Here is a 24,197-nt window from a genome sequence, read left to right on the forward strand (position 1 = left end):
GTGTCAATAGTAGTTGCCGACCAGCGACACCACCTCGATCAGCAGCACGACCGAGAACAGGCGGGCGAACTCGCTCATGTCGCTGCGCCGGCTGTAGCGGCCGTCGCGGTCGGCCTGCGCCGCCCCGGCCAGCGGCACCACGGCCACCGCGAGGCTGAAGAACACGGTCTTGAGGCCGAAGATCAGCGTGACCGCCGGCGAGAACACACCGCCCACGGCGCGCGTGTAGCCCGGCAGGCCCCAGGGCGAGAAGCCGTAGACCGTGAGGTAGGTCAGCACCAGCGCCACCACCGAGCTCAGGCCCGCGAGCAGCAGCACCGAGAACATGCTGCCCAGCGCGCGCGGCAGCAGCTGGTTGGCCAGCAGCGACTGCCGCTCGGGCAGGCTGCCCTCGCGCTGCTGCAGCGCCAGCTGCTTGCGCACCTCCTGCGCGCCCGGCATGGCGTAACGCACCGCCACGAACATGGCCACGTAGAGCGGGATGAGTTCGAGCACCAGCGTGCGCACCAGCACCTCCAGCGCGTACTGAGACAGGCCATAGCTGTAGGCCGTGCGCACCACGATGCGGATCAGCACCAGGCTCACCAGCGCCGAGAGCACCAGGAACCAGGTGAGCAAAGGCGCGGTGGCGCGGTACAGGCTGCCGAGCACCGCCTGGCGGTGCGTGGGCGCGCGGTAGCTGGCCGGCGACAGCGCCAGCACCAGGATCTGCGCGCCCACGAACAGGGTGTGCCACCAGGCGTTCCAGCTCGCGCGCAGGCCCCGGCCCCAGCGGCCCAGGGTGTCGTGTGCGGCGTTCACGGGATTCATGGGGCCATGATAGCCGTGGGTCTTCGCCACAGCGGGGGCGCGGCCACCGGCAAATGTGACAGCATGCAGCCGCTGCAACGGTCAGAATCCGTTGGCGCCCTTTCCGCCGACAGGAGACAACCATGACCGCTTCCGTGCACCCCGTGGTCCGCCGCCAGACCATCGCCGACGCCCTGCGCCGCACCGCGCAGCGACTGCCCGCCAAGTCCGCCGTCGTCTGCGGCGACACGCAGTGGACCTACGCCGAGTTCGACGCCCTGGTCAGCCGCCTGGCCGCGGGCCTGGCGCGCATCGGCGTGGCCCAGGGCGACAAGGTGGCCGTGCTGGCGCGCAACTCGCACGGCTTTGCCGCGCTGCGCTTCGCGCTGGCCCGCCGGGGCGCGGTGATGGTGCCGATCAACTTCATGCTCAAGGCCGACGAGGTGGCCTACATCCTGCGCCACGCGGGCGCGCGCACCCTGGCCACCGACAGTGGCCTGGCCGAGCTGGCGCGCGCGGCGGCGGCGCTGGAGACGCAGGTCCAGCAGTACCTCTGGCTGCCCTCGGAAGACCCGAGCGAGCCAGTGGCCGGCATGCACCGCTTCGACGAACTCGCGGCCTGCACCGACCCGCTGCCCGAGGTCACGCTGGGCAGCCACGACCTGGCGCAGATCGTCTACACCAGCGGTACCGAGTCGACGCCCAAGGGCGCCATGCTCACGCACGACGCGGTGCTGTGGCAGTACGTGAGCTGCGTGATCAACGCCGAGATCGCCGAAGACGACCACGCCCTGCACGCGCTGCCGCTCTACCACTGCGCACAGCTCGATGTGTTCTTCGGCCCGGCGGTCTACATCGGCAGCAGCAACGTGATCACGGCCAAGCCGGTGCCCGACCACCTGATCGCGCTGATCGAGAAGTACCGCATCACCAGCTTCTTCGCGCCACCCACGGTGTGGATCGCGCTGCTGCGCTCGCCGCTGTTCGACGCGGCCAAGCTCCAGAGCCTGGCCAAGGGCTACTACGGCGCGTCCATCATGCCGGTGGAGGTGCTCAAGGAACTGGCCTCGCGCCTGCCTTCGGTGCGGCTGTGGAACCTGTACGGCCAGACCGAGATCGCGCCGCTGGCGACCATGCTCGGCCCGGACGACCAGCTGCGCAAGCCCGGCTCCTGCGGCAAGGCCGTGATCAACGTGGAAACGCGCGTGGTCACGGACGACATGCGCGACGTGGCGGTGGGCGAGGTCGGCGAGATCGTGCACCGCTCGCCCCACCTCATGCTGGGCTACTTCAACGACCCCGAGCGCACGCGCAGCGCGTTCGACGGCGACTGGTTCCACAGCGGCGACCTCGCGATGATCGACGACGAGGGCTACATCACCGTGGTGGACCGCAAGAAGGACATGATCAAGACCGGCGGCGAGAACGTGGCCAGCCGCGAGGTGGAGGAAATGGTCTACCGCCTGCCGGCCGTGAGCGAGGTGGCGGTGATCGGCCTGCCCGACCCGAAGTGGGTGGAAGCCGTGACGGCGGTGATCGTGGTCAAGGCCGGGCAGGCGCTCACCGAGGCCGAGGTGATCGCGCACTGCAACCAGCACATGGCGGCCTTCAAGAGCCCGAAGCGCGTGGTGTTCAGCGACAGCCTGCCCAAGAACCCGAGCGGCAAGCTGCTCAAGCGCGAGCTGCGCCAGCGCTACACGGGCTGAGGAATGGTTTGCGGCCAACAAAGAGAACGGGGGCGACCCTGGACGGCGGCGTGCCCGGAGACATTTCGATGAACGATTTCACTGTCGTAAAGGAAGGAACGTGGTTGTACGACGGCAGCATGCCGACAGGCGTCCGTACTGTTGGTTGGACCAAGTTCTGAGGTCCGGGCGATTTCCCTGGATGACAACACGCATCGCCGCCACGATCTGTCCGCCATTTCCCAGAAAAATGTCCCAACCAAGCCAAGCAGGTCACATCTTCCTTGAAATAAACGGTGCGAGCAGACCAGTCAAGTCACATACATGGTAATTTCAATACCACTTGCAGCAAGAAAAAACCAGGGCTTCCATGTTCATTCTTCCCGCCATTTGGCGGTGACTGTCATTGGGATGTCGGACAGGTGTCGGAGCTGATCTGGGAATAGGCGCGCGCGACAATCTCGTACACGCATCCGCTCTTGCTCCGCTTAGTTGAATTCAACGCCTTAACAGAGGGTCAACAATGACAGTCGACAGCATCGCTCGCTCCGTTGCCAAGTTCATACCCTCAGCCATGCCGGTGTTGAAAGCAGGCTATCGCGCCAGCGAGCGCATGCTCAGTTCACTTGGGGAGACTTGGCCATCGATCGTGCGAGCGCGGACCGAAAGAATCACCATAGCCATCACGGCCCATTGCAACTTGCGGTGCAAGGGCTGTAGATATGGCCGGGACTTTATGCCAGGAGCGCAGCTCCCACTGAAAATCGTCGAGCAGTTGCTGGAAGATGCGGCCGCCGCCAAGGTCCCCCGCTGTCCGCCTCTATGGAGGCGAACCGTTGCTCCACCCCGATGTGGTCAAAATGGTCGAGACCGCCACCCGTCTCGGCGTTGGCTGCTACATCACGACCAATGCACTCACATTGGACAAGCGAATCAAGGAGCTGCACGCTGCAGGCCTGCGCAAAATCACGGTGGGCTACTACGGGGAAGGCAGTGCGTTTGACGAGTATGTCCAACGCCCTGGACGCTTCGAACGTCTGATCGAAAGTCTTGAAAACACACGAAAGATGTTTGGGCCAGACGAGCTGGAGATTCAGTTCAACTTCCTGCTCAGCCGCCGCTCAGCAAGCATTGAGTCCGTAGACGAGATTGTCCGATTTGCAGACCGCTTCAAGGGCCGCATTCACATCGATATCGTTCATTACTCGCTACCCTATTTCCAGGAAGGTGAGGACCGTGAGCTTCAGTTCACGCCCAGTGACGAGGTTGCGCTTGAGCAAGTTACCCGTCATCTGCTCACGCTAAAGGCCACTCGTCCTGAGTTGCTGACCGAATCCGCGGTTGCCATTGCATCTCTGGCGGATTGGGCGCTGAAGCAGGAACAGATGCGAATTCCTTGCGATGCACGCAAGCTGCTCTGGGTTGGTGCAGACGGCAGCGTCATGCTCTGCTACGTGACCTTTCCCCTTGGCAATCTGCACGAGAAGCGGCTCAGCGAGATCATCTACTCGAAAGCTCACCATGAGGCTGCGCAGGACGCCTTCAAACTCAACTGTCCCAATTGCCACTGTGAAGCCGCCTCGAGAATAGAAAAGCACGCGCCGAGCTATCGCAAGTATGCGGGTGAGGCGCGCAGTCGGCTCGGTGCTGGCGGATGAGGGCGCCCACAAGGCGGAACGTGAAAACGACCCAAGACCCGTCATGATCCGCGTCGCTCACCTGCTCCCGACCATGGAGATCGGCGGGCGTGAGCGGATCGTCTCGGACCTGTGCCGCACCGGGCCCAGCCTGGGCATCGATCCGGTCCTGATCACCTACGATCCGCCGACCGAGGGCTACTCGCTGATCGATGCGCCCGGTGTACCGGTCATCGGTCTGGATCGCCGTGATTCGGCCTTTCCCGATCGGTTGCGCACGATTCTAGAATGGCAAAAAATCCATGTGTTGCATGCACAGGGACACATATCAGCTGCACTGGCCGCGGGATCGCTAGGCCATGTGCCGATGTCGCCACCATGCACATCGCGCTCGGCTCGGGCTGGCGTTGGCTGGTTCCCATCATTCGGGGGCTTCGCGCCGCTGAGCGCCTGACTGCAGTGTCAGAGGATCTCGCTCGTCGCTACGGGTACCTTGCCCGGCGCCAGATCGAGGTGATTCCGACCGGCGTTGATCTAGGGCACTTTTCGCCTTCACCCAGATGCCGAGACACGAGCACGCCCTTCACCGTTGGCGTTGCAGCCAGGCTCCATCCAGTAAAGCGTCTGGACGATGCTGTCGCTGCGATGCGGGTTTTGAAAGGACGCGGCCTGAGTTGCCGATTGGTCATCGCAGGGGAGGGACCTTGCCGCAGGCATATCGAGACACTCGCCGTTGGCCTGGACGTTGAACTGCGAGGTGCTGTCATGGACATGCCAGAATTTCTGCGCAGCCTCGATGTGTTCCTTCTACCGTCGGACCATGAGGGCACCCCAGCTGCTTTGCTCGAAGCAATGGCTATCGGGTTGCCTTGCATCGCAACACGAGTCGGCGGCATGCCCGCATTGCTCGGTAGCGCGGGTGTGCTCGTCCCTCGTCGCGACCCGCATGCGATCGCCGATGAGGTCCAGCACTTGCTTGGCAACCCTGGTCGGCGTCTGGATCTTGGAAAGGCGGCGGCGCAGCGCGCGATGTCTCATTCCATGACGTACCAGGCGCGGGCCTACGCAGACCTCTACGCTCTGATTTGCGCATGTGGCTCCAACCCGCGAGCTATGCGTCAGCGCGACGCCTGAGGAAGCGCGGGCGGGTGTCGACGCGCTGATCAAGAACGCACGCAAGCTGCCGCAGGAGCGCCACAAGTCGCTGCCTGGGATCGAGACACCGAGTGCACGCTCACAAGCAGTTCACGGTGCGCACGGACATTCCGGTCTACTTCTGCGATCCGCAAAGCCCATGGCAACGGGAGAGCAACGAGGCAAGAGCAGCAGCGCCGTTCGCTCAACCGACCAGCGTTTCGTGGTGCCCGACGGCGCCGCGCTTCCAGTAGGCGGAGGCGCGCACGCGGCCCTTGTCCAGGCCATGCCCGTCCACCAGCGCCTGCCGCACGGCCGCGATGCTGGCGGCTTCGCCACCGGCCCAGGCAAAACCTTCACCGGCGGGCAGCTTCAATGCGGCCACCGCCTTCGCGAGCGCGTCGGTGGCGCCGGTCTGAATCCAGTGCGTCTGCAGGCGCGCGCGGCTGCTGAAGGTGCGGCGGTCGGCCGCGTCGCCGGTCTCGATCACGGTGATGGCCTGGGCCGTCTCAGGCAACTCCTCCAGGCGCCGCGCGATCGCGGGCACGGCGGACTCGTCGCCCACCAGCAGGTGCCAGTCGAAGCCCGTGGGCACCACGAAGGAGCCCCGGGGCCCGCCCAGGCCGACATCGTCGCCCGGCTGGGCCGTTTCGGCCCAGCGCGAGGCCACGCCGTCGCCGTGCAGCACGAACTCGATGTCCAGCGTGCCGGCGGCGCGGTCGAACTGGCGCGGCGTGTAGTCGCGCATCACCGGTTTTTCGACGCCCGGCGGCAGAGCCAGGCCGTCGGGGCCGGGCTGGGGCAGCACCAGCGGCTGGCCGGGCTGGGCCGGCAACATGAGCTTGGCGTGGTCGTCGAACGAGGCGCTGACGAAATCGCGCAGGGCCTCACTGAAAAAACGGATGCGAAGGAAGTGCGGGCTGACCGCGTCGATGCGCTGCACCGTCAGGCGGCGCGCCTTGATCTCGTGGCGCACGCGCTCCACGGCCAGGGGGTCGGGAATGCTTGTGTTCATGGTTCTACTTGGTTGATAATGACAACCATCATGCCTTGATTGGATGACACTGTCAACAACATGGACAACCCACGATGACAAGAAATGTGAACACCGATGTGCTGGACCGCCTGCACAGCCTCATGCACGGCCTGCGGCGCCACCTGCAGGAGGCCATGCGCCACGACGGCGAGGGCCTGGGACCGATGGAGGCGCGCTGCCTGGGTTACTTCATGCGCCACGACGGCGCCACGCAGAGCGACCTGGTGCAGCACTCGGGCCGCGACAAGGCGCAGATCGCGCGCATCGTCAAAGCCCTGCACGAGCGCGGCCTGCTGCACAGCCGCCCCGACCCCGACGACGGCCGCAGCCAGCGCGTGGGCGTGACCGCCGAAGGCCGGGCGCTGCAGCGCAAGATGCAGCAGCACCGGGTGCGCTTCGAGAAGACCATGATGGCCGGCCTCACCGACCACGAGCGCACCACCCTGCTCGCCCTGCTCGACCGCCTGGAGGAGAACGTGGGCGAGGCCTGAGCCCCTGGCTCAATGGGTGGCGGTGCGGCCTTGCGCCATCGCCCAGGCCACGTGCTCTCGCACCAGTTCGCTGGGGTGTTCGGCCCGGGCCTGCAGCGCGCGCCGCACGCCGTCGTCGGGTCCAGCGCGCAGCGCGTTGCCGAGCGAGACCGCGATGTTGCGCAGCCAGCGCTCGTGCCCGATGCGCCGGATGGGGCTTCCCTCGGTGCGGCGCAGGAACTCCGGCTCGCTCCAGGCGAACAACTCCACCAGCGTGGCCCCGCTCAGGCCCTCGCGCGCGTCGAAGTCGGGCAAGGGGCTGCGCCGGGCGAACTTGTTCCAGGGGCAGATCAGCTGGCAGTCGTCGCAGCCGTAGATGCGGTTGCCGATCAAGGGGCGCAGGGCCTCGGGAATCGGGCCGGCATGTTCGATGGTCAGGTAACTGATGCAACGGCGTGCGTCCAGCCGGTGCGGTGCGGTGATGGCCTGGGTGGGGCAGATGTCGATGCAGGCTCTGCAGGCGCCGCAGTGCGCGCTGATCGGCTCGGTGGGCGGCAGGGGCAGGTCGGTGTAGATCTCGCCCAGGAAGAACATCGAGCCGGCTTCGCGGTGCAACAGCAGCGTGTGCTTGCCGCGCCAGCCCTGGCCGCTGCGCTGCGCGAGCTCGGCCTCGAGCACCGGTGCCGAGTCGGTGAACACGCGGTGGCCCAGCGGCCCGGCGGCGGCCTGGATGCGCTCGGTCAGGGTCTGCAGCCGGTTGCGCAGCACCTTGTGGTAGTCGCGCCCCCGCGCATAGACCGACACGATGGCCTCGCCCGGGCGCTGCAGGCGCTGCAATTCCTGGGCCTGCCAGTCCTCGGGCGTGCCACGCGGCAGGTAGTCCATGCGCGCGGTGATCACGCTCAGCGTGCCCGGCACCAGCTCCGCCGGGCGGGCACGCTTCATGCCATGCGCGGCCATATAGGCCATGTCACCGTGCCATCCAGCCGACAACCAGGCCTGCAAACCCGGTTCCGCGGCCGACAAATCCACACCGGCCACGCCAATTTGGGAAAATGCAAGCTCCTGGCCCCAGGCCTGTATCTGCGAGACGAGTTGAGCGGCATCAAAAGCGAACTTCATGGAAAGCCGATTGTAGGAACCGCACCGGTTTCTGCGGGCCTTGTGCCCCCTGTCGAACGCTGGCAAGGCCAGTGGGCCACCGAAGAAGACACCCAGACCTTCGCGCGCCGCCTCGCCACCACCCCGGCCATCGCCCACGCCACGCTGACCCTGCAGGGCGACCTGGGTGCGGGCAAGACCACGCTGGTGCGCCACCTGCTGCGCGCGCTGGGCGTGCGCGGTCGCATCAAGAGCCCCACTTACGCGGTGGTCGAGCCGCACAGCGCGATCGACTGCGCGGTGATGCCCGAGGGCGAGCCGCTGCAGATCTGGCACTTCGACTTCTACCGCTTCAACGACCCGCGCGAATGGGAAGACGCGGGCTTCCGCGAACTTTTCGCCAGCCCCGGCCTCAAGCTGGTGGAATGGCCCGAGCGCGCCGGCGAGTTTCTGCCGGTGGTCGATCTCCAGATCGACATTCAACCCGACGACATGACCACACCGCAAGCCCACACCGACCCGGACCAGGACACCCAGCGCACCGTGCACGCCACGGCGCTCACCGCCACCGGCCGCCGGTTGCTGGAGGCCTTGGCATGAGCGGCAACCTCAGCCGCCGCACCCTGCTGCGCACCGGCTCGCTGGTGCTGCTGCTGGGCGCGCAGCAGATCGCGCGCGGCGCCAGCGTGGTGGCCGTGCGCATCTGGCCGGCCGAGGACTACACGCGCGTGACCATCGAGTCCGACGGCGTGCTGCAGGCCAAACAGTTCTTCGTGACCGACCCGCCCCGGCTGGCGGTGGACATCGAAGGCATCGACCTGCTGCCCGGCCTGCGCGAGCTGGTGGGCAAGCTCAAGTCGGACGACCCCAACATCGCCGGCATCCGCGCCGCGCAGAACGCGCCCAACGTGGTGCGCCTGGTGATCGACCTCAAGAAGCCGATCAAGCCGCAGGTGTTCAACCTGGAGCCCGTGGCGGCCTACCAGCACCGCCTGGTGTTCGACCTCTACCCGCTCAACCCGCCCGACCCGCTGGAGCAACTGATCGCCCAGCGCATGAAGGACATGGACGCGGCCAGCGAACGCGCCGCGCGCCTGCTGGGCCTGGAAGCCGACAAGGTCACCAAGCCGGCCACACCGGCCGACGACCCGCTGGGCGAGCTGATCGCGGGCCGCGAGCGGCCCAAGGCCCCGGCCAACCCCGACCAGGGCCCGCCGCTGCCGGCGGCCAAGCCGCCAGGCGGCAGCGACGACACCGCCGTGGCCGGTGCCAACCCCAAGGGCAGCCCGGCCAAGCAGCCGCCCGGGGGCAAGGGCAAGACTGAGCGCCTCATCATCATCGCGCTCGACCCTGGCGATGGCGGCGAAGACCCGGGTGCCATCGGCCCCAACGGCACGCAGGAAAAACGCGTGGTGCTGCAGATCGCGCACAAGCTGCGCGAGCGCATCAACGAGACCCGCGTCAACGGCAACCCCATGCGCGCCTTCATGACGCGCGACAAGGACTTCTTCGTGCCGCTGCAGGTGCGCGTGCAGAAGGCCCAGCGCGTGCAGGCCGACCTGTTCATCAGCATCCACGCCGATGCCTTCCTCACGCCCCGGCCCCAGGGCGCCAGCGTGTACGCGCTGAGCACGCGCGGCGCCAGCAGCTCGGCCGCGAAGTGGATGGCCGACAAGGAGAACGCGGCCGATCTGGTGGGTGGCCTGAACACGAAGACGGCCGACGCGCACGTGCGCCGCGCCCTGCTCGACATGAGCACCACGGCCCAGATCAACGACAGCCTGAAACTCGGCACGGCCATGCTGGGCCACGTCAAGCGCATCGGCAAGCTGCACAAGCCCCAGGTGGAGCAGGCCAACTTCGCCGTGCTGCGCGCGCCCGACATCCCCAGCGTGCTGGTGGAGACGGCCTTCATCAGCAACCCCGATGAAGAAAAGCGCCTGAACGACCCGAAGTACCAGGACGACCTGGCCGACGCACTCGTGCGCGGCATCGTCGCCTACTTCTCGAAGAACCCGCCGCTGGCGCGCAACCGCCAGATCTAGACCGGGTAAATCAGCGAGTTCAGCACCATCTCGCTGTCGTACACGCAGAGCCGGCTTTTCAGCTTCAGCCCGGCATCGGTCTGCACGAAGTCGTCGATGTAACGACCCACCTGGTACACCTCGCTCACACCGCCGGGCTTGGTGCGGAACACCGCGTAGTTCGCTTCGGCGCGGATCGGGTCGTCCGCCGTGCCCGCACCTGCGTGGGTCACGCGCGCCGGGCTCACCACGTGGCGCGTGTAGTACGGGCCGTGGTAGATGGTCTGGCTGGTGCCGTAGATGCGGTCGCGCATCATGCCCTGGCTCTCCAGCGCGATCAGCGCCAGCGGGAGCTTGCGGTCGAAGTTCTCGCGCGCCTGCACCTTGTAGCGCGCGTCTTCCACGAAGCACTCGGGCCATTCGCTGAAGCGGCGCTCGTCGAGCGAGGCCGCATAGGCCGCGTTGAAACGGTCGATGGCGTGGTGCAGCAGCAGGCTCTGCAGATCGGTGTCAATCACAGCATTCATGGATAGGCTTGTTCGGAGACAGGTGACTGGTGACCAGAGGTGCCGCGGAACCGGCTTTGCCGGGCCGCCAGCACCGCCCCCTTGAGGGGGTCGAGCGAAGCTCGGCGGGGGGTGTTTCACTAGACCCCCATCGCTTTCTTCCAGTAGGCGTACATCGAACGGATCAGGGTCTCGGTGACCATGTGCTCGGTGGGCGGCTGGCCCACGTCGTCGCCGCGGCCGCCCAGTTCCACCAGCGTGGCGCCCTCTTCGCCCCATTGTTCGAAGCCGTCCTGGCTGTACTCGATCACCTCGCCGTCGTCGGCGCTCACGAAACCGGCCGGACCGAACAGGTTGGCCTGGCGCAGGCGGCGCTGGGTCATCTCCTCCGTGTCGTCGGTGAAGCCGAAGTGCGTCCACACGAAATCGAACTCGCCCGCGCCCCGCGGCACGATGTGGCGCGTGGACAGCGAGTTCACCTGCTGCTGGATGATGAGGCTGGGGAACAGCGTGATCATGGTCACCGTGGGCGTGATGGTCGCGCCCGGGTGGGACGGGTCGTCCACCGTCCACCAGGGTTCGGGCACCACGTCGAGCAGGCGCGTGTCGTTGAGGGCCATGTCGGCCTTGAAGCTGGTCACGCCTTCGGTCACCGTCTTGTTCGCGCCGCCGTCGTTGCGGCGCGAGATCATCACGGCGTGGCGGCCTTGCGCGTCCATCACCATGCGGCTCTTCTGGTCGGCGCGCCACAGGCCGAAGGTGACGAACCAGGTGTGCAGCAGGCCGGGGTGGTACGGGTCCTTGATGTTCTCCATCATGAGCTTCCAGTTGCCTGGAATGCGCTGGCGGTTGTAGCCCAGCAGCTTGAGCTCGCGGCCCTGGAAGATGCGGTCGAGCCAGGGCATGACCTGCGGACCGATGTACTGCTCGAAGGGTTCGGCCTCTTCGCTGAAGGTGGCGAACACCAGGCCGTGCAGCACGGCCACGCGCAGCTTGGTCAGGCCGTTCTTGCCGAGGTCGAAATCGGCCGGCATGCCGCCGTTGACGCACTCGCCGTCCTTCACCCCGTCCTTGAACGGCAGGCCGGCCAGGTCGCCGTTGAGCTTGTAGGTCCACTGGTGGTAGGGGCAGACGAAGCTGCGCGCGTTGCCGGTCTGGCCGTCCATCGGCGACTGGCAGAAGCGCACGCCCCGGTGCGCGCAGCGGTTCTCCACCACGCGGATGCCGTGGTCGGTGGCGCGCTCCCTGGGCGCGACGCGGTCGCGCACCATGATCACCTGGCGCTCGCCGATCCAGCTCAGCCTGTAGTCGCCGGTGTTGGGGATTTCGATCGCCAGGCCCACGTAGCTCCAGTGCGGGCCGTAGAAGAGGCGCTCGAGTTCGCGCTGGTACAGCGTAGGGTCGGTGTAGGCCCAGAAGGGCACCCGGCTGGTGCCGGGCTCGCGCCAGCGCGACAGGGTTTGCGGTGCGTTCATGTCTCCTCGCGTGCGGGAAACGCCCCGCTTGAAGAAAATGATACGCCTACTCATCAATTCAGGCAAAACCCGGGCGTCCCCCAGGGCACAGCCCCATTCTGGCCGTCAACTGCATATCTTCAAAGTATTGAAGTTGTTGATTTCATATATTTGACGCACATCCTCCATGTCTCTATCGTCCCGCCGACCAGCGAGCCAAGCAGGCATCGCCGGCCTACAACGACGGAGACAACGGACATGAGCCATTCGCACCGCCCGGGGCAGCCTCCCAGGCTTCCCCTCCCCCACGCCCTCCTCGCCGGCACCGCGCTGTGCCTGCTGCTCGCCGCCTGCGGCGGCGGGGGCTCCGACAGCGCCGCGGGCAACAGCGACGACGACGCGGGCGGCGGCCCGCCCCCGGTGGTCGCGCCGCCCATCGACCCGGTGGCCGCCTGCGCCGCGCTCAACGGCTTCACGCTCGCGGCGGCGGACCTGTCGCTGCCCTCCGGCGGCGCTTCGGTAACGGCCGCCACCTACCTCACCGGTGGCCCCCTGGGCAACCACTGCCAGGTGCGCGGCGCGATCCGCCCGGTCGACCCGAGCGCGCCCGACATCGGCTTCGCCGTCAACCTGCCCACGGACTGGAACGGCAAGGCCATCCACTTCGGCGGCGGCGGCTTCAACGGCCGCCTGATCGACGGCACCGAGCAGATCCGCTTCGGCCCGCCGGACAAGCCGGCCCCACTGGCGCTGGGCTACGCCACCTTCGGCGACGACAGCGGCCACCAGAGCAGCAGCATCACCGACGGCTCGTTCGCCGCCAACGACGAAGCGCTGGCCAATTACGGCGGCCTCGCGCTCAAGAAGACCCACGACGTCGCCATGAAGCTGGTGCGCGCGCGCTACGGCAGCGCACCGAAGCAGGCCTACTTTCTCGGCACCTCCACCGGCGGGCGCGATGCGTTGGCCCACATCCAGCGCTGGCCCGCCGACTACAACGGCGTGATCGCCAACGAACCCGCGCTCAACTACAGCGGCACGCGCCTGAGCAACCTGGCCGTGGGCCGCGCGCTCTACCTCAACGGCGGCGCGGGCTGGCTCAACGTCGCCAAGACGCTGCTGGTGCAGCGCACCGCCATGACCACCTGCGACACGCTGGATGGCGCGGCCGACGGCATCGTCAGCAACGTGGAGAGCTGCCGCCTGCTCAACGCGCAGGTGCTCAACGCCCTGCGCTGCCCCGGGGGCGTGGACACCGGCAACACCTGCCTGTCGGACGCGCAGCTCGACACCGTGCGCGCCATCGAATCGCCGCTGGACTTCACCACCTACACCCTGGCCCATGGCGTCACGCGCGCGGGCGGCTACAACCTGCTCGAAGGCGCGCTGGTGGCCGGGCCGTACACCTCGCGCGACCTCGGCACGCGGGCGGTGCCGGGCAACCCCGCCACCTCCGCGGACGCCAACATGTACGTCACGGGCGACCAGTGGGCCAAATACTTCGTCACGCGCGTGGCCTCGTTCGACTCGCTCGGCTTCGACCCGCTGAACCCTGGCCTGTACACGGCGCGCGTGCAGGCGGCCTCGGCGCAGACCGACGCCACCAACCCCGACCTCTCGGCCTTCCTCGCGCGCGGCGGGCGCCTGATCATGCTGCACGGCCTGGCCGACGAGGTCATCAGCCCGAACTCCACCATCGACTACCACCAGCGCGTGCTCGCCACCGTGGGGCAGGCCGCCGTCGAGGCGGGCATCCGCTTCTACACCGTGCCCGGCATGGGCCACGGCACGGGCGTGTTCATCCCCAACTGGGATTCGCTGGCGGCGCTGGAAAACTGGGTCGAGCGCGGCCTTGCGCCCGCCACCGTCACCGCCTTCGACGCGGTCGCCGGCACCTACGGCCGCACGCGCCCGCTGTGCGAGTACCCGGCCTACCCGAAGTACCGGGGCAGCGGCAGCCTGGACGCAGCGGTGAATTTCAGCTGCGTCACCGAGGTGGGCGACCCGCTGGCCTGCAGCCACCTGCCCAGCGCGCTGACCAGCTACAAAGGCGGCAACACGCGCGGCGAGGAACTGACGCTGCAGGTGGACCCGGCCACGCTGGCCTACACCCTCACCATCGACGCGAGCCTGCAGCGCGCGCCGGGCACGCAGCGCAGCGGCACCCTGATCGCCCAGGGGCAGTGCAGCTACGCCAGCGCCGAAAACGGCGCGCTCTTCACCTTCAGCGCCGGCGGCCTGGTGCACGGCGGCATCGCGGCGGCCAGCGGCGGCGGCCACCTGCCCCTGCTGGCGTTCCGCGACACCTTCGTCAACACCACCGCGGGCAGCGGCTTCAACACCATCGCGGGCGACTTCAACGCCGTGGGCGCCGACTACAGCGCGGGCGGCACCCTGAGCACCTGGGCCGGCACCGGCAAGATCCGCAACGCGGGCACCTGGCAGACCTGCCAGGCCACCGGCACGCCGCCGGGCTTCATGCTCTACGAGGCCAACTGCTCACCGGCCACCAAGGGCTACCTGCAGTACAGCGCCGTGCGCAACGCCTACGAGCTCATGCTCACCTCCACCTGCGGTGGCGCGGGTTGCCCCTCGACGCCCACCTCGGGCGGCACGGTCACCGGCTCCGTGGTGGCCGGCATGGTCGGCGGCAACCCGGTGCCGCTGGTGCTGCTGCGCGCGGCCGATGCCAGCAGCTCGGGCATGCGGCTCTACGCCAGACAGGCCACCCTGTTGCCCGGCACGGGCGATGGCCGCTACGCGATGAACAGCACCGACGGCAGCGCGGTGGGCGACGCCACGGTGCTGGGCACCGCCCTCACGCGCGGCGCGCAATCCGATGTGCTGGACTTCGACACGCCGGTGGCGGGTGTCACACAGACCCGCGCGGCGCCACCGGCCCACCTGCTGTTCAGCAACGGCGTGCTCGGCCAGCTGGAGACCACCCGGCTGCTGCTGGGCGTTCGGCACTGAGAAAAACACCCCCTGCGCCGCTGCGCGGCTTCCCCCTCTCTGGCGCCTTCGGCCGGGGGGGACGGCACCTCGGGCCGGCGGGGCGGGACCCTTGTTGCCCCTGGTGGGCGGCGCGCTCCGGCGGAGTACTCAGCTCAGGCGGTGCCGGCGCGCTTGGCCTCGCGGCTGGCTTTCCAGGCGCCGAAGATGGCGATCAGGCCGGGCACGATGATCAGGGCCCAGATGATCATGCTCAGGTTCTCCTGCACCCAGGGCAGGTTGCCGAACAGGTAACCCGCCGTGGTCAGGCCCACCACCCAGATCAGCGCGCCGATCACGTTGTAGGCCGTGAACTTGACGCGCGTCATCTCGGCCACGCCGGCCACGAAGGGCGCGAAGGTGCGGATGAAGGGCATGAAGCGCGCCAGGATGATGGTGATGCCGCCGTATTTCTCGTAGAAGGCGTGCGCCTGGTTGAAGGCGTTGCGGTTGAACAGGCGCGAGTTCTCCCACTGAAACACCTTGGGGCCGAAGTAGCGGCCGATGGTGTAGTTGGTCTGGTCGCCCAGCACCGCGGCGATGACCAGCAGCACCATCGCCAGCGGCAGGCTCATCAGGCCCACGCCGCACAGCGCGCCCACCACGAACAGCAGCGAGTCCCCGGGCAGGAAGGGCATCACCACCACACCGGTCTCGGTGAAGATGATCAGGAACAGCAGGGCATAGACCCAGGCCCCGTAGTTCTGCACGAAGGTCTGAAGGTGCTGGTCCACATTCAGGATGAAGTCGATGAGGAAGGTAACGATTTCCATGGTGGGGGCATTATCCCTGCGGCCTACAATTTGCCCGTGACAAGCCTTCCCACCCCCACCGCCCTCCCCCGCCGCCCCATCCGCGAACTGCCCGATGAGCTGATCAGCCAGATCGCCGCGGGCGAAGTGGTCGAGCGGCCCGCCTCGGTGGTGCGCGAGCTGGTGGACAACGCGCTGGACGCCGGCGCGACGCAGATCACGCTGCGCCTGCAGGCCGGCGGTGTGCGGCTCATCAGCGTGGAAGACAACGGTTGCGGCATCCTGCGCAGCGAGCTGCCCCACGCGCTCAAGCGCCACGCCACCAGCAAGATCGCCAGCCTCTCCGACCTCGAGTCGGTGGGCACCATGGGTTTTCGCGGCGAGGCACTGGCCGCCATCTGCTCGATCGCGGAGGTCTCGCTGCTCACGCGCGTGGACACGCCCGACGAACCCCACGGCTGGCTGCTCGACGGCCGCAGCGGCGAGCTGCAGCCCACCGCCCGCGCGCCCGGCACCACGGTGGAAGTGCGCGAGCTGTTTTTTGCCACGCCCGCGCGGCGCAAGTTCCTCAAGACCGACGCGACCGAACTCGCCCACTGCATCGAGGCCGTGCGCCGCCACGCGCTGGCCCGGCCCGACGTGGGCTTCGCCATCTGGCACGAGGGCAAGCTGGTGGCGCAGTGGCGCGCGGTGGCCGGCGACAGCGGCATGGCCGCACTGCGCCAGCGCCTGGCCGACGTCCTGGGCGAGGACTTCGTGGCACAGGCCGTGGCGGTGGACTGGCCCATCGACCCCCCTGTCCTGGTGGCGAATGGCCAGCAGCGCCTGCGCGTGTGGGGCTTCGCCGGCGTGCCCGACGCGGCGCGCTCGCGCGCCGACTGGCAGTTCGCCTACGTGAACGGCCGCTACGTGCGCGACAAGGTCATCACCCACGCCGCGCGCAGCGCCTACGAAGACGTGCTGCACGGCCACCGCCAGCCGGTGTACGCGCTGTTCGTCTCGCTCGACCCCACGCGCGTGGACGTGAACGTGCACCCCACCAAGATCGAGGTGCGCTTTCGCGACAGCCGCGAGGTGCACCAGGGCGTGCACCATGCGGTGGAAGCCGCGCTCGCGGTGCCCCGCTCGGGCAACAGCGCAGCAGAGGCGGCCCCCCTGCCAGCGGCCGCGCCCGCCGCCCCGGCCTGGACACCCCCGGCGCGGCAGGCCCCGTTTGCGTTCGCGCCGCGCGAGCCCGAGGTGGGCCACCGCGTGAGCGACGTGGGGGCCCTGTGGGCCACCGCACCGGCCGCGGCCCCCCCGACCACGGCCAGCAGCAATGCCAACGCCTGGACCCCGCCCGCGCGCAGCGCCGACCCCGCGCCACCCCAGGCCTTGCCCGAGGGCGACTGGCCGCTGGGCCGCGCCATCGCGCAGCTGCAGGGCGTGTACATCCTTGCCGAGAACGCGCACGGCCTCGTGGTGGTGGACATGCACGCGGCCCACGAGCGCATCGTCTACGAGCGACTCAAGCAGCAGCTCGACGAGCAGCAGCTGGCCAGCCAGCCGCTGCTGATCCCGGCCACCTTCTCCGCCACGCCCGACGAGGGGCGCACCGCCGAGGACGGCGCCGACGTGCTGGCCACGCTGGGTCTGGAAATCACCGCCCTCTCGCCCAAGACGCTGGCCGTGCGCGCCGTGCCGACCACGCTGGCGCAGGGCGACCCGGTGGAGCTGGCGCGCAGCGTGCTCGCCGAGCTGGGCCAGCACGAAGCCAGCACCGTGGTGCAACGCGCCCGCAACGAACTGCTGGCCACCATGGCCTGCCACGGCGCGGTGCGCGCCAACCGGCGCCTCACGCTCGACGAGATGAACGCGCTGCTGCGCCAGATGGAAGTGACCGAGCGCTCCGACCAGTGCAACCACGGCCGGCCCACCTGGCGGCAGATGGGCATGAAGGAACTGGACGCCCTGTTTCTGCGCGGCCGCTGACTCGCGCCCGCTTTTTCGCACCAAAAACAGGCGAGACCCTCGGGTAAACGAGGAGGGCGCCGATCGTCCACCGCGCCAAAACAGGGCGTTTTGCGTCACGAAATGCAGGTTGCGCATAATCTCATGCACTTTTTTAAAGCATGAGACACATGAAATACACCTCGGCCCACCATTTCCTCGAACACGTCGCGCAGCAGAACCCCGGTCAACCCGAATTCCACCAGGCCGTCTCGGAGGTCATGGAAAGCCTCTGGCCTTTCATTGCCGCCCACCCCAAATACGCCGAACACGGCCTGCTGGACCGCCTGGTCGAGCCCGAGCGCGTGGTGATGTTCCGCATTTCCTGGGTCAACGACCACGGTGACGTGCAGGTCAACCGCGGCTACCGCATCCAGCACAGCTCGGCCATCGGCCCCTACAAGGGCGGCATGCGCTTCCACCCCTCGGTGAACCTGTCGATCCTGAAGTTCCTTGCCTTCGAGCAGACCTTCAAGAACGCGCTGACCACGCTGCCCATGGGCGGCGGCAAGGGCGGCTCCGACTTCGATCCCAAGGGCAAGAGCCCGGGCGAGGTGATGCGCTTCTGCCAGGCCCTGGTGAGCGAGCTGTTCCGCCACGTCGGCAGCGACACGGACGTGCCGGCTGGCGACATCGGCGTGGGCGGGCGCGAGGTCGGCTTCATGGCCGGCATGATGAAAAAGCTCAGCAACCGCGCCGACTGCGTCTTCACCGGCAAGGGCCTGTCCTTCGGCGGCTCGCTGATCCGCCCCGAGGCCACCGGCTACGGCACGGTGTACTTCGCCGAAGAGATGCTCAAGCAGCGCGGCATGAGCTTCCAGGGCCTGCGCGTGAGCGTGTCCGGCTCGGGCAACGTGGCGCAGTACGCGGTCGAAAAGGCCATGGCGCTGGGCGCCAAGGTGGTCACGGTCTCCGACTCCAGCGGCACCGTGATCGACGAGGACGGCTTCAGCCCCGCCAAGCTCGCCGAGCTGATGGAGGTGAAGAACCACCTCTACGGCCGCGTGAGCGACTACGCCGAGCGCACCAAGACGCGCTTCGAGCCCGGCAAGAACCCCTGGGCCGTGCCGGTGGACGTGGCCCTGCCCTGCGCCACCCAGAACGAGCTCAACGCCGAGGACGCGGCCACCCTGATCCGCAACGGCGTGATCTGCGTGGCCGAGGGCGCCAACATGCCCACCACCATGGAGGCGGTGCAGCGCTTCGAGCAAGCCGGCGTGTTGTACGCGCCCGGCAAGGCCAGCAACGCCGGCGGCGCTGCGCACTTCCGGCCTGGAGATGAGCCAGAACGCCATGCGCCTGTCCTGGCCGCGCGACGAGGTCGACGCGCGCCTGCACACCATCATGCGCGGCATCCACGAGGCCTGCCTGCAGCACGGCCGCCGCGCCGACGGCACGGTGAGCTACGTGGACGGCGCGAACATCGCCGGCTTCGTGAAGGTGGCCGACGCGATGCTGGCCCAAGGCGTCATTTAGCGCACCCCCTGCGCCGCTCACGCGGCTTCCCCCTGAAGGGGGACGACACCTGGGGCCGGCAAAGCCGGACCCTCGGTGTCTCTGGCTGCTCTGCCCGCAGGCGCAAGGCGTGATCTAAACCACGCGGGCGCCTTCGCGGTGCCCCGGCGGTGTGGCATGGAACCTGCGGAAGGAGGAAAGTACCTGAACTTTTTCCCCTTCTGGTGCATCCATCACCGCCATGAAGCGCCTCATTGTCACCCTGCTCGCCGCCCTGGCCCTGTTGGCCGGGTGCGCCACACTGGATGAGAAGCAGCGCTTCTGGATCTTCCAGCCCTCCGACCGCACCTGGGCCGGCGGCCTCAGCGCCGCCGAGGGCATGGACGACGTGTGGATCGATTTCGACTCCCCCAAGACCGGCAAGCCGGTGAAGCTGCATGGCCTGTGGGCGGCGCACGAGAACTTCGAGCGCCGCAAGGACGCGCCGGTGCTGCTCTACCTGCACGGCGCGCGCTTCAACGTCACCGGCTCGGCCTTCCGCGCCCGGCGCATGGAAGACCTGGGTTTCTCGGTGCTGGCCATCGACTACCGGGGTTTCGGCAAGAGCACGAACGAGCTGCCCTCCGAGACCACCGCCTACGAAGACGCGCGCGCGGCCTGGAACTGGCTCGGTGAAAAATACCCCGGGCGGCCGCGTTACATCTTCGGCCACTCGCTGGGCGGCGCCATCGCGATCGAACTGGCGGCCCAGGTGGACGACGAGGCCGGCACCGTGGTCGAAGGCACCTTCACCTCCATTCCCGACGTGGTCAGCACCTTCAAATGGGGCTGGCTGCCGATCTCGCTGCTGATCACGCAGCGCTTCGAGGCCGTCAAGCGCGTGCCCGAGATCGGCTCGCCGCTGCTCGTGGTGCACGGCGGGGACGACCGCCTGATCCAGCCGGAGCTGGGCCGCAGGCTGTACGAGGCCGCCCAAGGCCGAAAGGCCTTCGTGCTGGTCGAAGGCGGCTCGCACCACAACACCAACTCGGTCGGGCAGGCGCAGTACCGCGCCGCGCTCTCCAGCCTGTTCGGCATGCGCGACGAGAGCGCGGACGCGCTGAAGGTGGTCGAGCGCTAGACCCGGCTCAGTGCTGTACCGCCTGGGCCAGCGCCGCCCAGGCCTTGTGGTTCAAGGGCATGGTGGCCGCCGCCGCCGCGATCGGGTGCGAGGACAGCTTGACCACCACCATCTCGGCCTTGGGGTTGATGTGGATGAACTGGTTGTGCACGCCGGCCGCCTCCCAGGCGCCATCGGCGTTGTGCAGCGCCCACCACTGGTTGCGGTAGCTGTAGCCCGCGCGCGCCTGCTGGCCCGGTGCCTTGGCGAACTTCTCGCGGTCGCCGCCGCGCGCGGTGTCGGCGATCACCTCGCTGGCCAGGATGCGCTGGCCGTTGAACTCGCCGCCCCGGCGCAGCATCTCGCCAAAGCGCGCCAGGTCGCGCAGCGTGGCGCTCATGCCCGAGCCCTGCAGCGGCGTGCCCACCGAGTCGATCATCACGCTCGCGTCCTCCTCGGCGCCCAGCTTCTGCCAGACGCGTTCGCTCAGCAGGTCGGCGAAGTGCTGGCCGCTCGCGCGCGAGACGATCCAGCCCAGCACCTCGGAATGCACGGTGCGGTAGACGAAGGCCTCGCCGTGCTCGCCCTCCTTCTTCAAGGTTTTGAGAAAGCTGTAGATGTCCTTCGGCCCGGTGTAGGTGGCGGGCGCGGGCAGCATGCCGCTGGAGAACAGGTAGGGGAACACCTCGGTCGTGGGGTCGGTGTAGACCTCGCGGTAGCGCACCGCGCCGGTCATGTCCATCACCTGGCGCACGCTCATGTCGTCCCAGGCGCTGCCGGCCAGTTCGGGCACGTACTGCGTCACGCGCGCGGCCGGGTCGATGCGGCCTTCGTGCGCGAACTGCGCGGCCAGCAGGCCGGTGAAGCTCTTGGTGACGGAGAACAGCAGGTGCGGCGTCTCGGGCTTCATGTTGCGGTAGCGCTCGTACACCACCCGGCCGCGGTGCAGCACGATGAGGGCGTCGGTGTAGGTGTTGCGCTGCCACTCGGCGATGGTGGTGCGCCCGCCCTGCTCGTCGGCGAAGGCCCAGTCGTCCAGGTTCTTCTCGCGGCGCGGCAGCGGGGCCACCGCCGCCGGGCCGCGGCGGATGTTGCGCGTGGGCAGCAACTCGCGCACGTGCTGCAGCGACCAGGTCATCTGCGGGTAGCGGGTGCGGTTGCCGTTGTCCACCAGCTTGTCGGGGGCCGGCGGAAAGCCTTCCATGTAGCCGAGCTTGTCGAGCAGCACGCTGTCGGGTGGCGGCAGTTGCGGGGCCTGGGCCCAGGCCGTGGGCAGGGCCAGCAGCAGGCCGCAGAGGGCGGTGGTGATCGGTCGGACGCGGTGGCGCATGGGTCTTGTCTCCTGTTGTGGTTCGGGAATACCGGGGTCTCGCCACGGGCAAGTTACCGGGACAATGGCGCGCAATCTTGATGAGAACCTGATGCCCAGTCCCGCACGCGACGACGACAACGACGCGCCCACCGGCACCCACCCCGGCGGGCTGGGCTACACCGCCGCCGACGACGGCGATGTCTGCCACCACGGCCGGCCGCTCGCGCTGCCGCCCAAGGAGCGCGCGGTGCTGCACCTGCTGCTGCGGCAATGGCCGCGCACCGTGTCCAAGGAGCAGTTCGCGCGGCAGGTGTGGGCCGGCCAGCCGATGTCGGACGAAAGCCTGGCCCGCTGCATCGCACAGCTGCGCCAGGCCCTGCCGCCGGCCACCGGCCTGGCCCTGCGCGCGGTGTACCGGCGCGGCTACCGGCTGGAGGTGATCGCCTCCACCAACGAGGCCCCGTCGCCCGCGCATGGTCGGCTGGCGCATGCCGCCATGGCAGCGCCGCACCAGGTGGAGACGCTGACCCACGCGCGCCAGCTCGTGCAGCAGCGCACCGCCGAGGCGCTCGTGCGCGCCGAGCGGCTGCTGCGCGCGCTGATCGACGAAGCGCCGGACTACCTCGCGGCGCCGCTCGCGCTGGCCGAGTGCCTCGCGGCGACGGTGAGCTGCGGCCTGGCCGTGCGGCGCGAGCGCATCGACGAGGCCCTGGCGCACCTGGACCGCGTGGCCCACGGCGCGCCCCACATGCCCGGCCTGTGGGCCGAAAGCGCGCACCTGCTCGACTGCGCCTGGCGCTTCGACGAGGCCGCCGCGCTGCACGAACGCGCCCTGGCCAGTTCGCCGCTGGACGCCGCCACGCACTACTACCGGGGCTGGCACCTGCTCGCCACGGACCGGCCGCGCGAGGCCGTGGCGGCGCTGGAGCAGGCCCTGCGCTTGAACCCGTTCTCGGTCTACATGGCCATCCTGCTGGCGCGCGCGCTGGCCACCGCGGGCGACCCCGAAGCCGCGCTCGCGCGGGCCCGGCGCACGCGCGAGAACGCGCCCGAGCACCGCGCCGCCGCCTTGCACCTGCTGGGCGTGCAGGCCCTGGTGGCGCCCTCGCCCGCACTGGCCGCCCAGGCCCTCGAGCTGCTGCCCGACCCGGCCGCGTGGGTCTTCGCCGCGTCCACGCTGGGCTATGTGCTCGCGCGCTGCGGCGAGGCCGACGCGGCCGCGCGCGTGATCGCCGGCACCCAGCAGGGCAATCCGAGCGAGCAGGCCACCCACGTCGCGGCGCTCGCGCTGCTGGGCCGCCGCGATGAAGCGATGGACCGCCTGGAGCGCGCCGCCACCGAGGGCTGCGGACACCTGCCGCTGGTGCTGCTGGCCACCGAGAACCACGGCCTGCGCAGCGAACCGCGCTGGCCGGCCATCGCGGCCCGCGTCTGGCGCACCCCGCTAGCCACGCGCCGCAAGGCGTTCTGCTACCCTCGACCGGATGCCCGCCCCGCCTCCTTCGCCCTCTTCTTCCGCCATGTCGTCCGGCCTGATCGTGCTGGTGCTGTCGCTGCTGCTGGGCCTGCAGCCGATCGCCACCGACCTCTACCTGCCCGCGCTGCCCGCGCTCACCTCGGGCTTTGGCGCGCCCATGTCGCAGGCCCAGCTCACGCTCACCGCGCTGCTGCTGTGCTTCGGCCTGTCGCAGCTGGTGTGGGGCCCCCTGTCGGACCGCCACGGCCGCCGGCCCGTGCTGCTGGTGGGCATGAGCGCCTTCGTCGCGGCCTCGATCGGCAGCACCTTCGCGCCGTCGATGGAACAGCTCATCGTCTGGCGCGCGGTGCAGGGCGCGGCCATGGGCGCGGGCGTGATGTGCGCGCGCGCCATCGTGCGCGACCTGTACGCGCCCAGCGAAGGCGCGCGCGTCATGTCCAAAGGCCTCACCGGCCTGGGCGTGATCGCCTGCGCCGCGTCGCCCACCGGCGGCCTGCTGTCGGACCTGTTCGGCTGGCGCGTCTCGCTCATGGCGCTCGCGGTGTTCGGCGCCATCACCCTGCTGGTCGTGGCCTGGCGTTTCGAAGAGACCCTGGCGCAGAAGAACCCGCGCGCGCTCTCGCCCGGCACCCTGTTCGGCAACTGGGCGCAGATCGCGCGCCACCCCACGTTCTGGGCCTTCGCGCTGCTGTCCACCGCGTCCTACGGCGGCCTGTTCACCTTTCTCGCGGCCTCGTCCTTCGTGTTCATCCGCGTGCTCGGCCTGTCCACCACGGCCTATGGCGTGGTGATGTTCAGCATCTCGCTGGTCTACATCCTGGGCACCTTCCTGTGCCGACAGCTGCTGCCGCGCCTGGGCCTGCGCCGCACCGTGGCCGTCGCCGGGGTCATCACGCTCACCGCCGGTACCAGCATGGGCGTCCTGGGGCTGCTGGGCGTGCAGAGCACCTGGGCCATCCTGGTGCCGTTCTGGCTCTTCATGCTCGCGCACGGCGTGCACCAGCCCTGCGGCCAGAGCGGCGCGGTGGGCCCGTTTCCGCAGGCCGCCGGCGCGGCCTCGGCGCTCAGCGGTTTCCTGTCGATGGTCACGGCCTTCGCCATGGGCGGCTGGCTCGGCGTGAGCCTGGCCGGCATCGGTGAAGGGCGCGGCTCGGTGCTGCCGCTGACCAATGGCCTGTGGTTCTGGAGCGTGCTCATCGCCCTCGTGGCCTGGACGCTGGTGCAGCGCCATGGCGAGGCGCACACCGCGCCGCAGCGCGTGAGCGCATCGGCCCGTTGACACCCCT

General features: G+C 68.8%; 18 protein-coding genes and 3 pseudogenes. 14 read left to right on the plus strand and 7 right to left on the minus strand.

What is annotated here, in order from left to right:
- Positions 1-3 precede the first annotated feature (3 nt).
- A complete protein-coding gene (locus ACFJGX_RS21995) occupies positions 4-810 on the minus strand; it encodes an MlaE family ABC transporter permease (RefSeq protein ID WP_382323834.1) in 807 nt (268 codons plus the stop codon).
- A 122-nt stretch (positions 811-932) separates the two neighbouring features.
- Between ACFJGX_RS21995 and ACFJGX_RS22000 the strand changes: the two genes are divergently transcribed.
- The 5 genes and pseudogenes from ACFJGX_RS22000 to ACFJGX_RS22020 all read left to right on the plus strand — a co-directional run.
- The gene (locus ACFJGX_RS22000) at positions 933-2,495 is read left to right on the plus strand and encodes an acyl-CoA synthetase (RefSeq protein WP_382323833.1); all 1,563 of its coding nucleotides are present in this window, start codon (positions 933-935) and stop codon (positions 2,493-2,495) included.
- Between the two features lie 815 nt (positions 2,496-3,310).
- Positions 3,311-4,132, plus strand: coding sequence for an SPASM domain-containing protein (locus ACFJGX_RS22005; protein ID WP_382327080.1), 822 nt, complete (start codon positions 3,311-3,313; stop codon positions 4,130-4,132).
- A 43-nt stretch (positions 4,133-4,175) separates the two neighbouring features.
- Positions 4,176-4,565 (plus strand): glycosyltransferase, encoded by a 390-nt coding sequence (locus ACFJGX_RS22010; protein WP_382327082.1) that lies wholly within the window; start codon positions 4,176-4,178, stop codon positions 4,563-4,565.
- A complete protein-coding gene (locus ACFJGX_RS22015; RefSeq protein WP_382327084.1) occupies positions 4,490-5,245 on the plus strand; it encodes a glycosyltransferase family 4 protein in 756 nt (251 codons plus the stop codon). The genes ACFJGX_RS22010 and ACFJGX_RS22015 overlap by 76 nt, the downstream gene beginning before the upstream one ends.
- A gap of 16 nt (positions 5,246-5,261) precedes the next feature.
- A pseudogene (locus ACFJGX_RS22020) lies at positions 5,262-5,427 on the plus strand (IS30 family transposase); the annotation flags it as partial.
- Between the two features lie 23 nt (positions 5,428-5,450).
- On the opposite strand, the gene ACFJGX_RS22025 reads toward ACFJGX_RS22020, so the two are convergent.
- Complete coding sequence (locus ACFJGX_RS22025) at positions 5,451-6,260, minus strand: siderophore-interacting protein (RefSeq protein ID WP_382323830.1); 810 nt, start codon at positions 6,258-6,260, stop codon at positions 5,451-5,453.
- Positions 6,261-6,334: 74 nt separating this feature from the next.
- On the opposite strand from ACFJGX_RS22025, the gene ACFJGX_RS22030 reads away from it, so the two are divergent.
- Positions 6,335-6,772 carry a MarR family winged helix-turn-helix transcriptional regulator gene (locus ACFJGX_RS22030; RefSeq protein ID WP_382323829.1) on the plus strand — a complete coding sequence of 146 codons (438 nt, stop codon included), beginning with the start codon at positions 6,335-6,337 and terminating at the stop codon, positions 6,770-6,772.
- Positions 6,773-6,781: 9 nt separating this feature from the next.
- On the opposite strand, the gene queG is transcribed toward ACFJGX_RS22030, so the two are convergent.
- A complete protein-coding gene (queG, locus tag ACFJGX_RS22035) occupies positions 6,782-7,873 on the minus strand; it encodes a tRNA epoxyqueuosine(34) reductase QueG (RefSeq protein ID WP_382323828.1) in 1,092 nt (363 codons plus the stop codon).
- A gap of 42 nt (positions 7,874-7,915) precedes the next feature.
- On the opposite strand from queG, the gene tsaE reads away from it, so the two are divergent.
- Both tsaE and ACFJGX_RS22045 read left to right on the plus strand, forming a co-directional pair.
- Entirely contained in the window at positions 7,916-8,452 is a 537-nt protein-coding gene (gene tsaE, locus ACFJGX_RS22040) for a tRNA (adenosine(37)-N6)-threonylcarbamoyltransferase complex ATPase subunit type 1 TsaE (RefSeq protein WP_382323827.1), read from the plus strand.
- Positions 8,449-9,897: an N-acetylmuramoyl-L-alanine amidase gene (locus tag ACFJGX_RS22045; RefSeq protein ID WP_382327086.1), complete on the plus strand. Its 1,449-nt coding sequence runs from the start codon at positions 8,449-8,451 to the stop codon at positions 9,895-9,897. The genes tsaE and ACFJGX_RS22045 overlap by 4 nt, the downstream gene beginning before the upstream one ends.
- Here ACFJGX_RS22045 and ACFJGX_RS22050 read toward each other — a convergent pair.
- Complete coding sequence (locus ACFJGX_RS22050; RefSeq protein ID WP_382323825.1) at positions 9,894-10,403, minus strand: aromatic-ring-hydroxylating dioxygenase subunit beta; 510 nt, start codon at positions 10,401-10,403, stop codon at positions 9,894-9,896. The two genes, ACFJGX_RS22045 and ACFJGX_RS22050, sit on opposite strands and share 4 nt — an antisense overlap.
- Before the next feature lie 119 nt (positions 10,404-10,522).
- The gene (locus ACFJGX_RS22055) at positions 10,523-11,857 is read right to left on the minus strand and encodes an aromatic ring-hydroxylating dioxygenase subunit alpha (RefSeq protein ID WP_382323824.1); all 1,335 of its coding nucleotides are present in this window, start codon (positions 11,855-11,857) and stop codon (positions 10,523-10,525) included.
- 237 nt (positions 11,858-12,094) lie between these two features.
- On the opposite strand from ACFJGX_RS22055, the gene ACFJGX_RS22060 reads away from it, so the two are divergent.
- Positions 12,095-14,809: a tannase/feruloyl esterase family alpha/beta hydrolase gene (locus ACFJGX_RS22060; protein WP_382323823.1), complete on the plus strand. Its 2,715-nt coding sequence runs from the start codon at positions 12,095-12,097 to the stop codon at positions 14,807-14,809.
- Positions 14,810-14,943: 134 nt separating this feature from the next.
- Here the strand turns inward: ACFJGX_RS22060 and ACFJGX_RS22065 are convergent, their stop codons facing one another.
- Positions 14,944-15,600: a DedA family protein gene (locus ACFJGX_RS22065; protein WP_382159364.1), complete on the minus strand. Its 657-nt coding sequence runs from the start codon at positions 15,598-15,600 to the stop codon at positions 14,944-14,946.
- Positions 15,601-15,636: 36 nt separating this feature from the next.
- On the opposite strand from ACFJGX_RS22065, the gene mutL reads away from it, so the two are divergent.
- The 3 genes and pseudogenes from mutL (at position 15,637) to ACFJGX_RS22080 (ending at position 20,143) form a co-directional block, all read left to right on the plus strand.
- Complete coding sequence (gene mutL, locus ACFJGX_RS22070) at positions 15,637-17,550, plus strand: DNA mismatch repair endonuclease MutL (RefSeq protein WP_382327088.1); 1,914 nt, start codon at positions 15,637-15,639, stop codon at positions 17,548-17,550.
- Between the two features lie 149 nt (positions 17,551-17,699).
- Positions 17,700-19,044 (plus strand): annotated as a pseudogene (gene gdhA / locus ACFJGX_RS22075) (NADP-specific glutamate dehydrogenase).
- Between the two features lie 220 nt (positions 19,045-19,264).
- Entirely contained in the window at positions 19,265-20,143 is an 879-nt protein-coding gene (locus ACFJGX_RS22080; RefSeq protein ID WP_382323821.1) for an alpha/beta hydrolase, read from the plus strand.
- Positions 20,144-20,150: 7 nt separating this feature from the next.
- Here the strand turns inward: ACFJGX_RS22080 and ACFJGX_RS22085 are convergent, their stop codons facing one another.
- A complete protein-coding gene (locus ACFJGX_RS22085; protein WP_382323820.1) occupies positions 20,151-21,452 on the minus strand; it encodes a serine hydrolase domain-containing protein in 1,302 nt (433 codons plus the stop codon).
- A 91-nt stretch (positions 21,453-21,543) separates the two neighbouring features.
- Here ACFJGX_RS22085 and ACFJGX_RS22090 point away from each other — a divergent pair.
- Positions 21,544-21,807 (plus strand): annotated as a pseudogene (locus ACFJGX_RS22090) (transcriptional regulator); the annotation flags it as partial.
- 1,111 nt (positions 21,808-22,918) lie between these two features.
- Positions 22,919-24,190, plus strand: coding sequence for a Bcr/CflA family efflux MFS transporter (locus ACFJGX_RS22095; RefSeq protein ID WP_382323817.1), 1,272 nt, complete (start codon positions 22,919-22,921; stop codon positions 24,188-24,190).
- The last annotated feature ends 7 nt before the right edge of the window (positions 24,191-24,197 follow it).

This window comes from Hydrogenophaga sp. UC242_50 (assembly GCF_042697355.1).
In the GTDB taxonomy this organism is placed as follows: domain Bacteria; phylum Pseudomonadota; class Gammaproteobacteria; order Burkholderiales; family Burkholderiaceae_C; genus Hydrogenophaga.

Coding starts and splice junctions, on each gene's coding strand:
- ACFJGX_RS21995 (WP_382323834.1), bottom strand. CDS start 810: ATGAATCCCGTGAACGCCGCACACGACACCCTGGGCCGCTGGGGCCGG.
- ACFJGX_RS22000 (WP_382323833.1), top strand. CDS start 933: ATGACCGCTTCCGTGCACCCCGTGGTCCGCCGCCAGACCATCGCCGAC.
- ACFJGX_RS22010 (WP_382327082.1), top strand. CDS start 4,176: ATGATCCGCGTCGCTCACCTGCTCCCGACCATGGAGATCGGCGGGCGT.
- ACFJGX_RS22015 (WP_382327084.1), top strand. CDS start 4,490: ATGCACATCGCGCTCGGCTCGGGCTGGCGTTGGCTGGTTCCCATCATT.
- ACFJGX_RS22025 (WP_382323830.1), bottom strand. CDS start 6,260: ATGAACACAAGCATTCCCGACCCCCTGGCCGTGGAGCGCGTGCGCCAC.
- ACFJGX_RS22030 (WP_382323829.1), top strand. CDS start 6,335: ATGACAAGAAATGTGAACACCGATGTGCTGGACCGCCTGCACAGCCTC.
- queG (WP_382323828.1), bottom strand. CDS start 7,873: ATGAAGTTCGCTTTTGATGCCGCTCAACTCGTCTCGCAGATACAGGCC.
- ACFJGX_RS22045 (WP_382327086.1), top strand. CDS start 8,449: ATGAGCGGCAACCTCAGCCGCCGCACCCTGCTGCGCACCGGCTCGCTG.
- ACFJGX_RS22050 (WP_382323825.1), bottom strand. CDS start 10,403: ATGAATGCTGTGATTGACACCGATCTGCAGAGCCTGCTGCTGCACCAC.
- ACFJGX_RS22055 (WP_382323824.1), bottom strand. CDS start 11,857: ATGAACGCACCGCAAACCCTGTCGCGCTGGCGCGAGCCCGGCACCAGC.
- ACFJGX_RS22060 (WP_382323823.1), top strand. CDS start 12,095: ATGAGCCATTCGCACCGCCCGGGGCAGCCTCCCAGGCTTCCCCTCCCC.
- ACFJGX_RS22065 (WP_382159364.1), bottom strand. CDS start 15,600: ATGGAAATCGTTACCTTCCTCATCGACTTCATCCTGAATGTGGACCAG.
- ACFJGX_RS22080 (WP_382323821.1), top strand. CDS start 19,265: ATGAAGCGCCTCATTGTCACCCTGCTCGCCGCCCTGGCCCTGTTGGCC.
- ACFJGX_RS22085 (WP_382323820.1), bottom strand. CDS start 21,452: ATGCGCCACCGCGTCCGACCGATCACCACCGCCCTCTGCGGCCTGCTG.
- ACFJGX_RS22095 (WP_382323817.1), top strand. CDS start 22,919: ATGCCCGCCCCGCCTCCTTCGCCCTCTTCTTCCGCCATGTCGTCCGGC.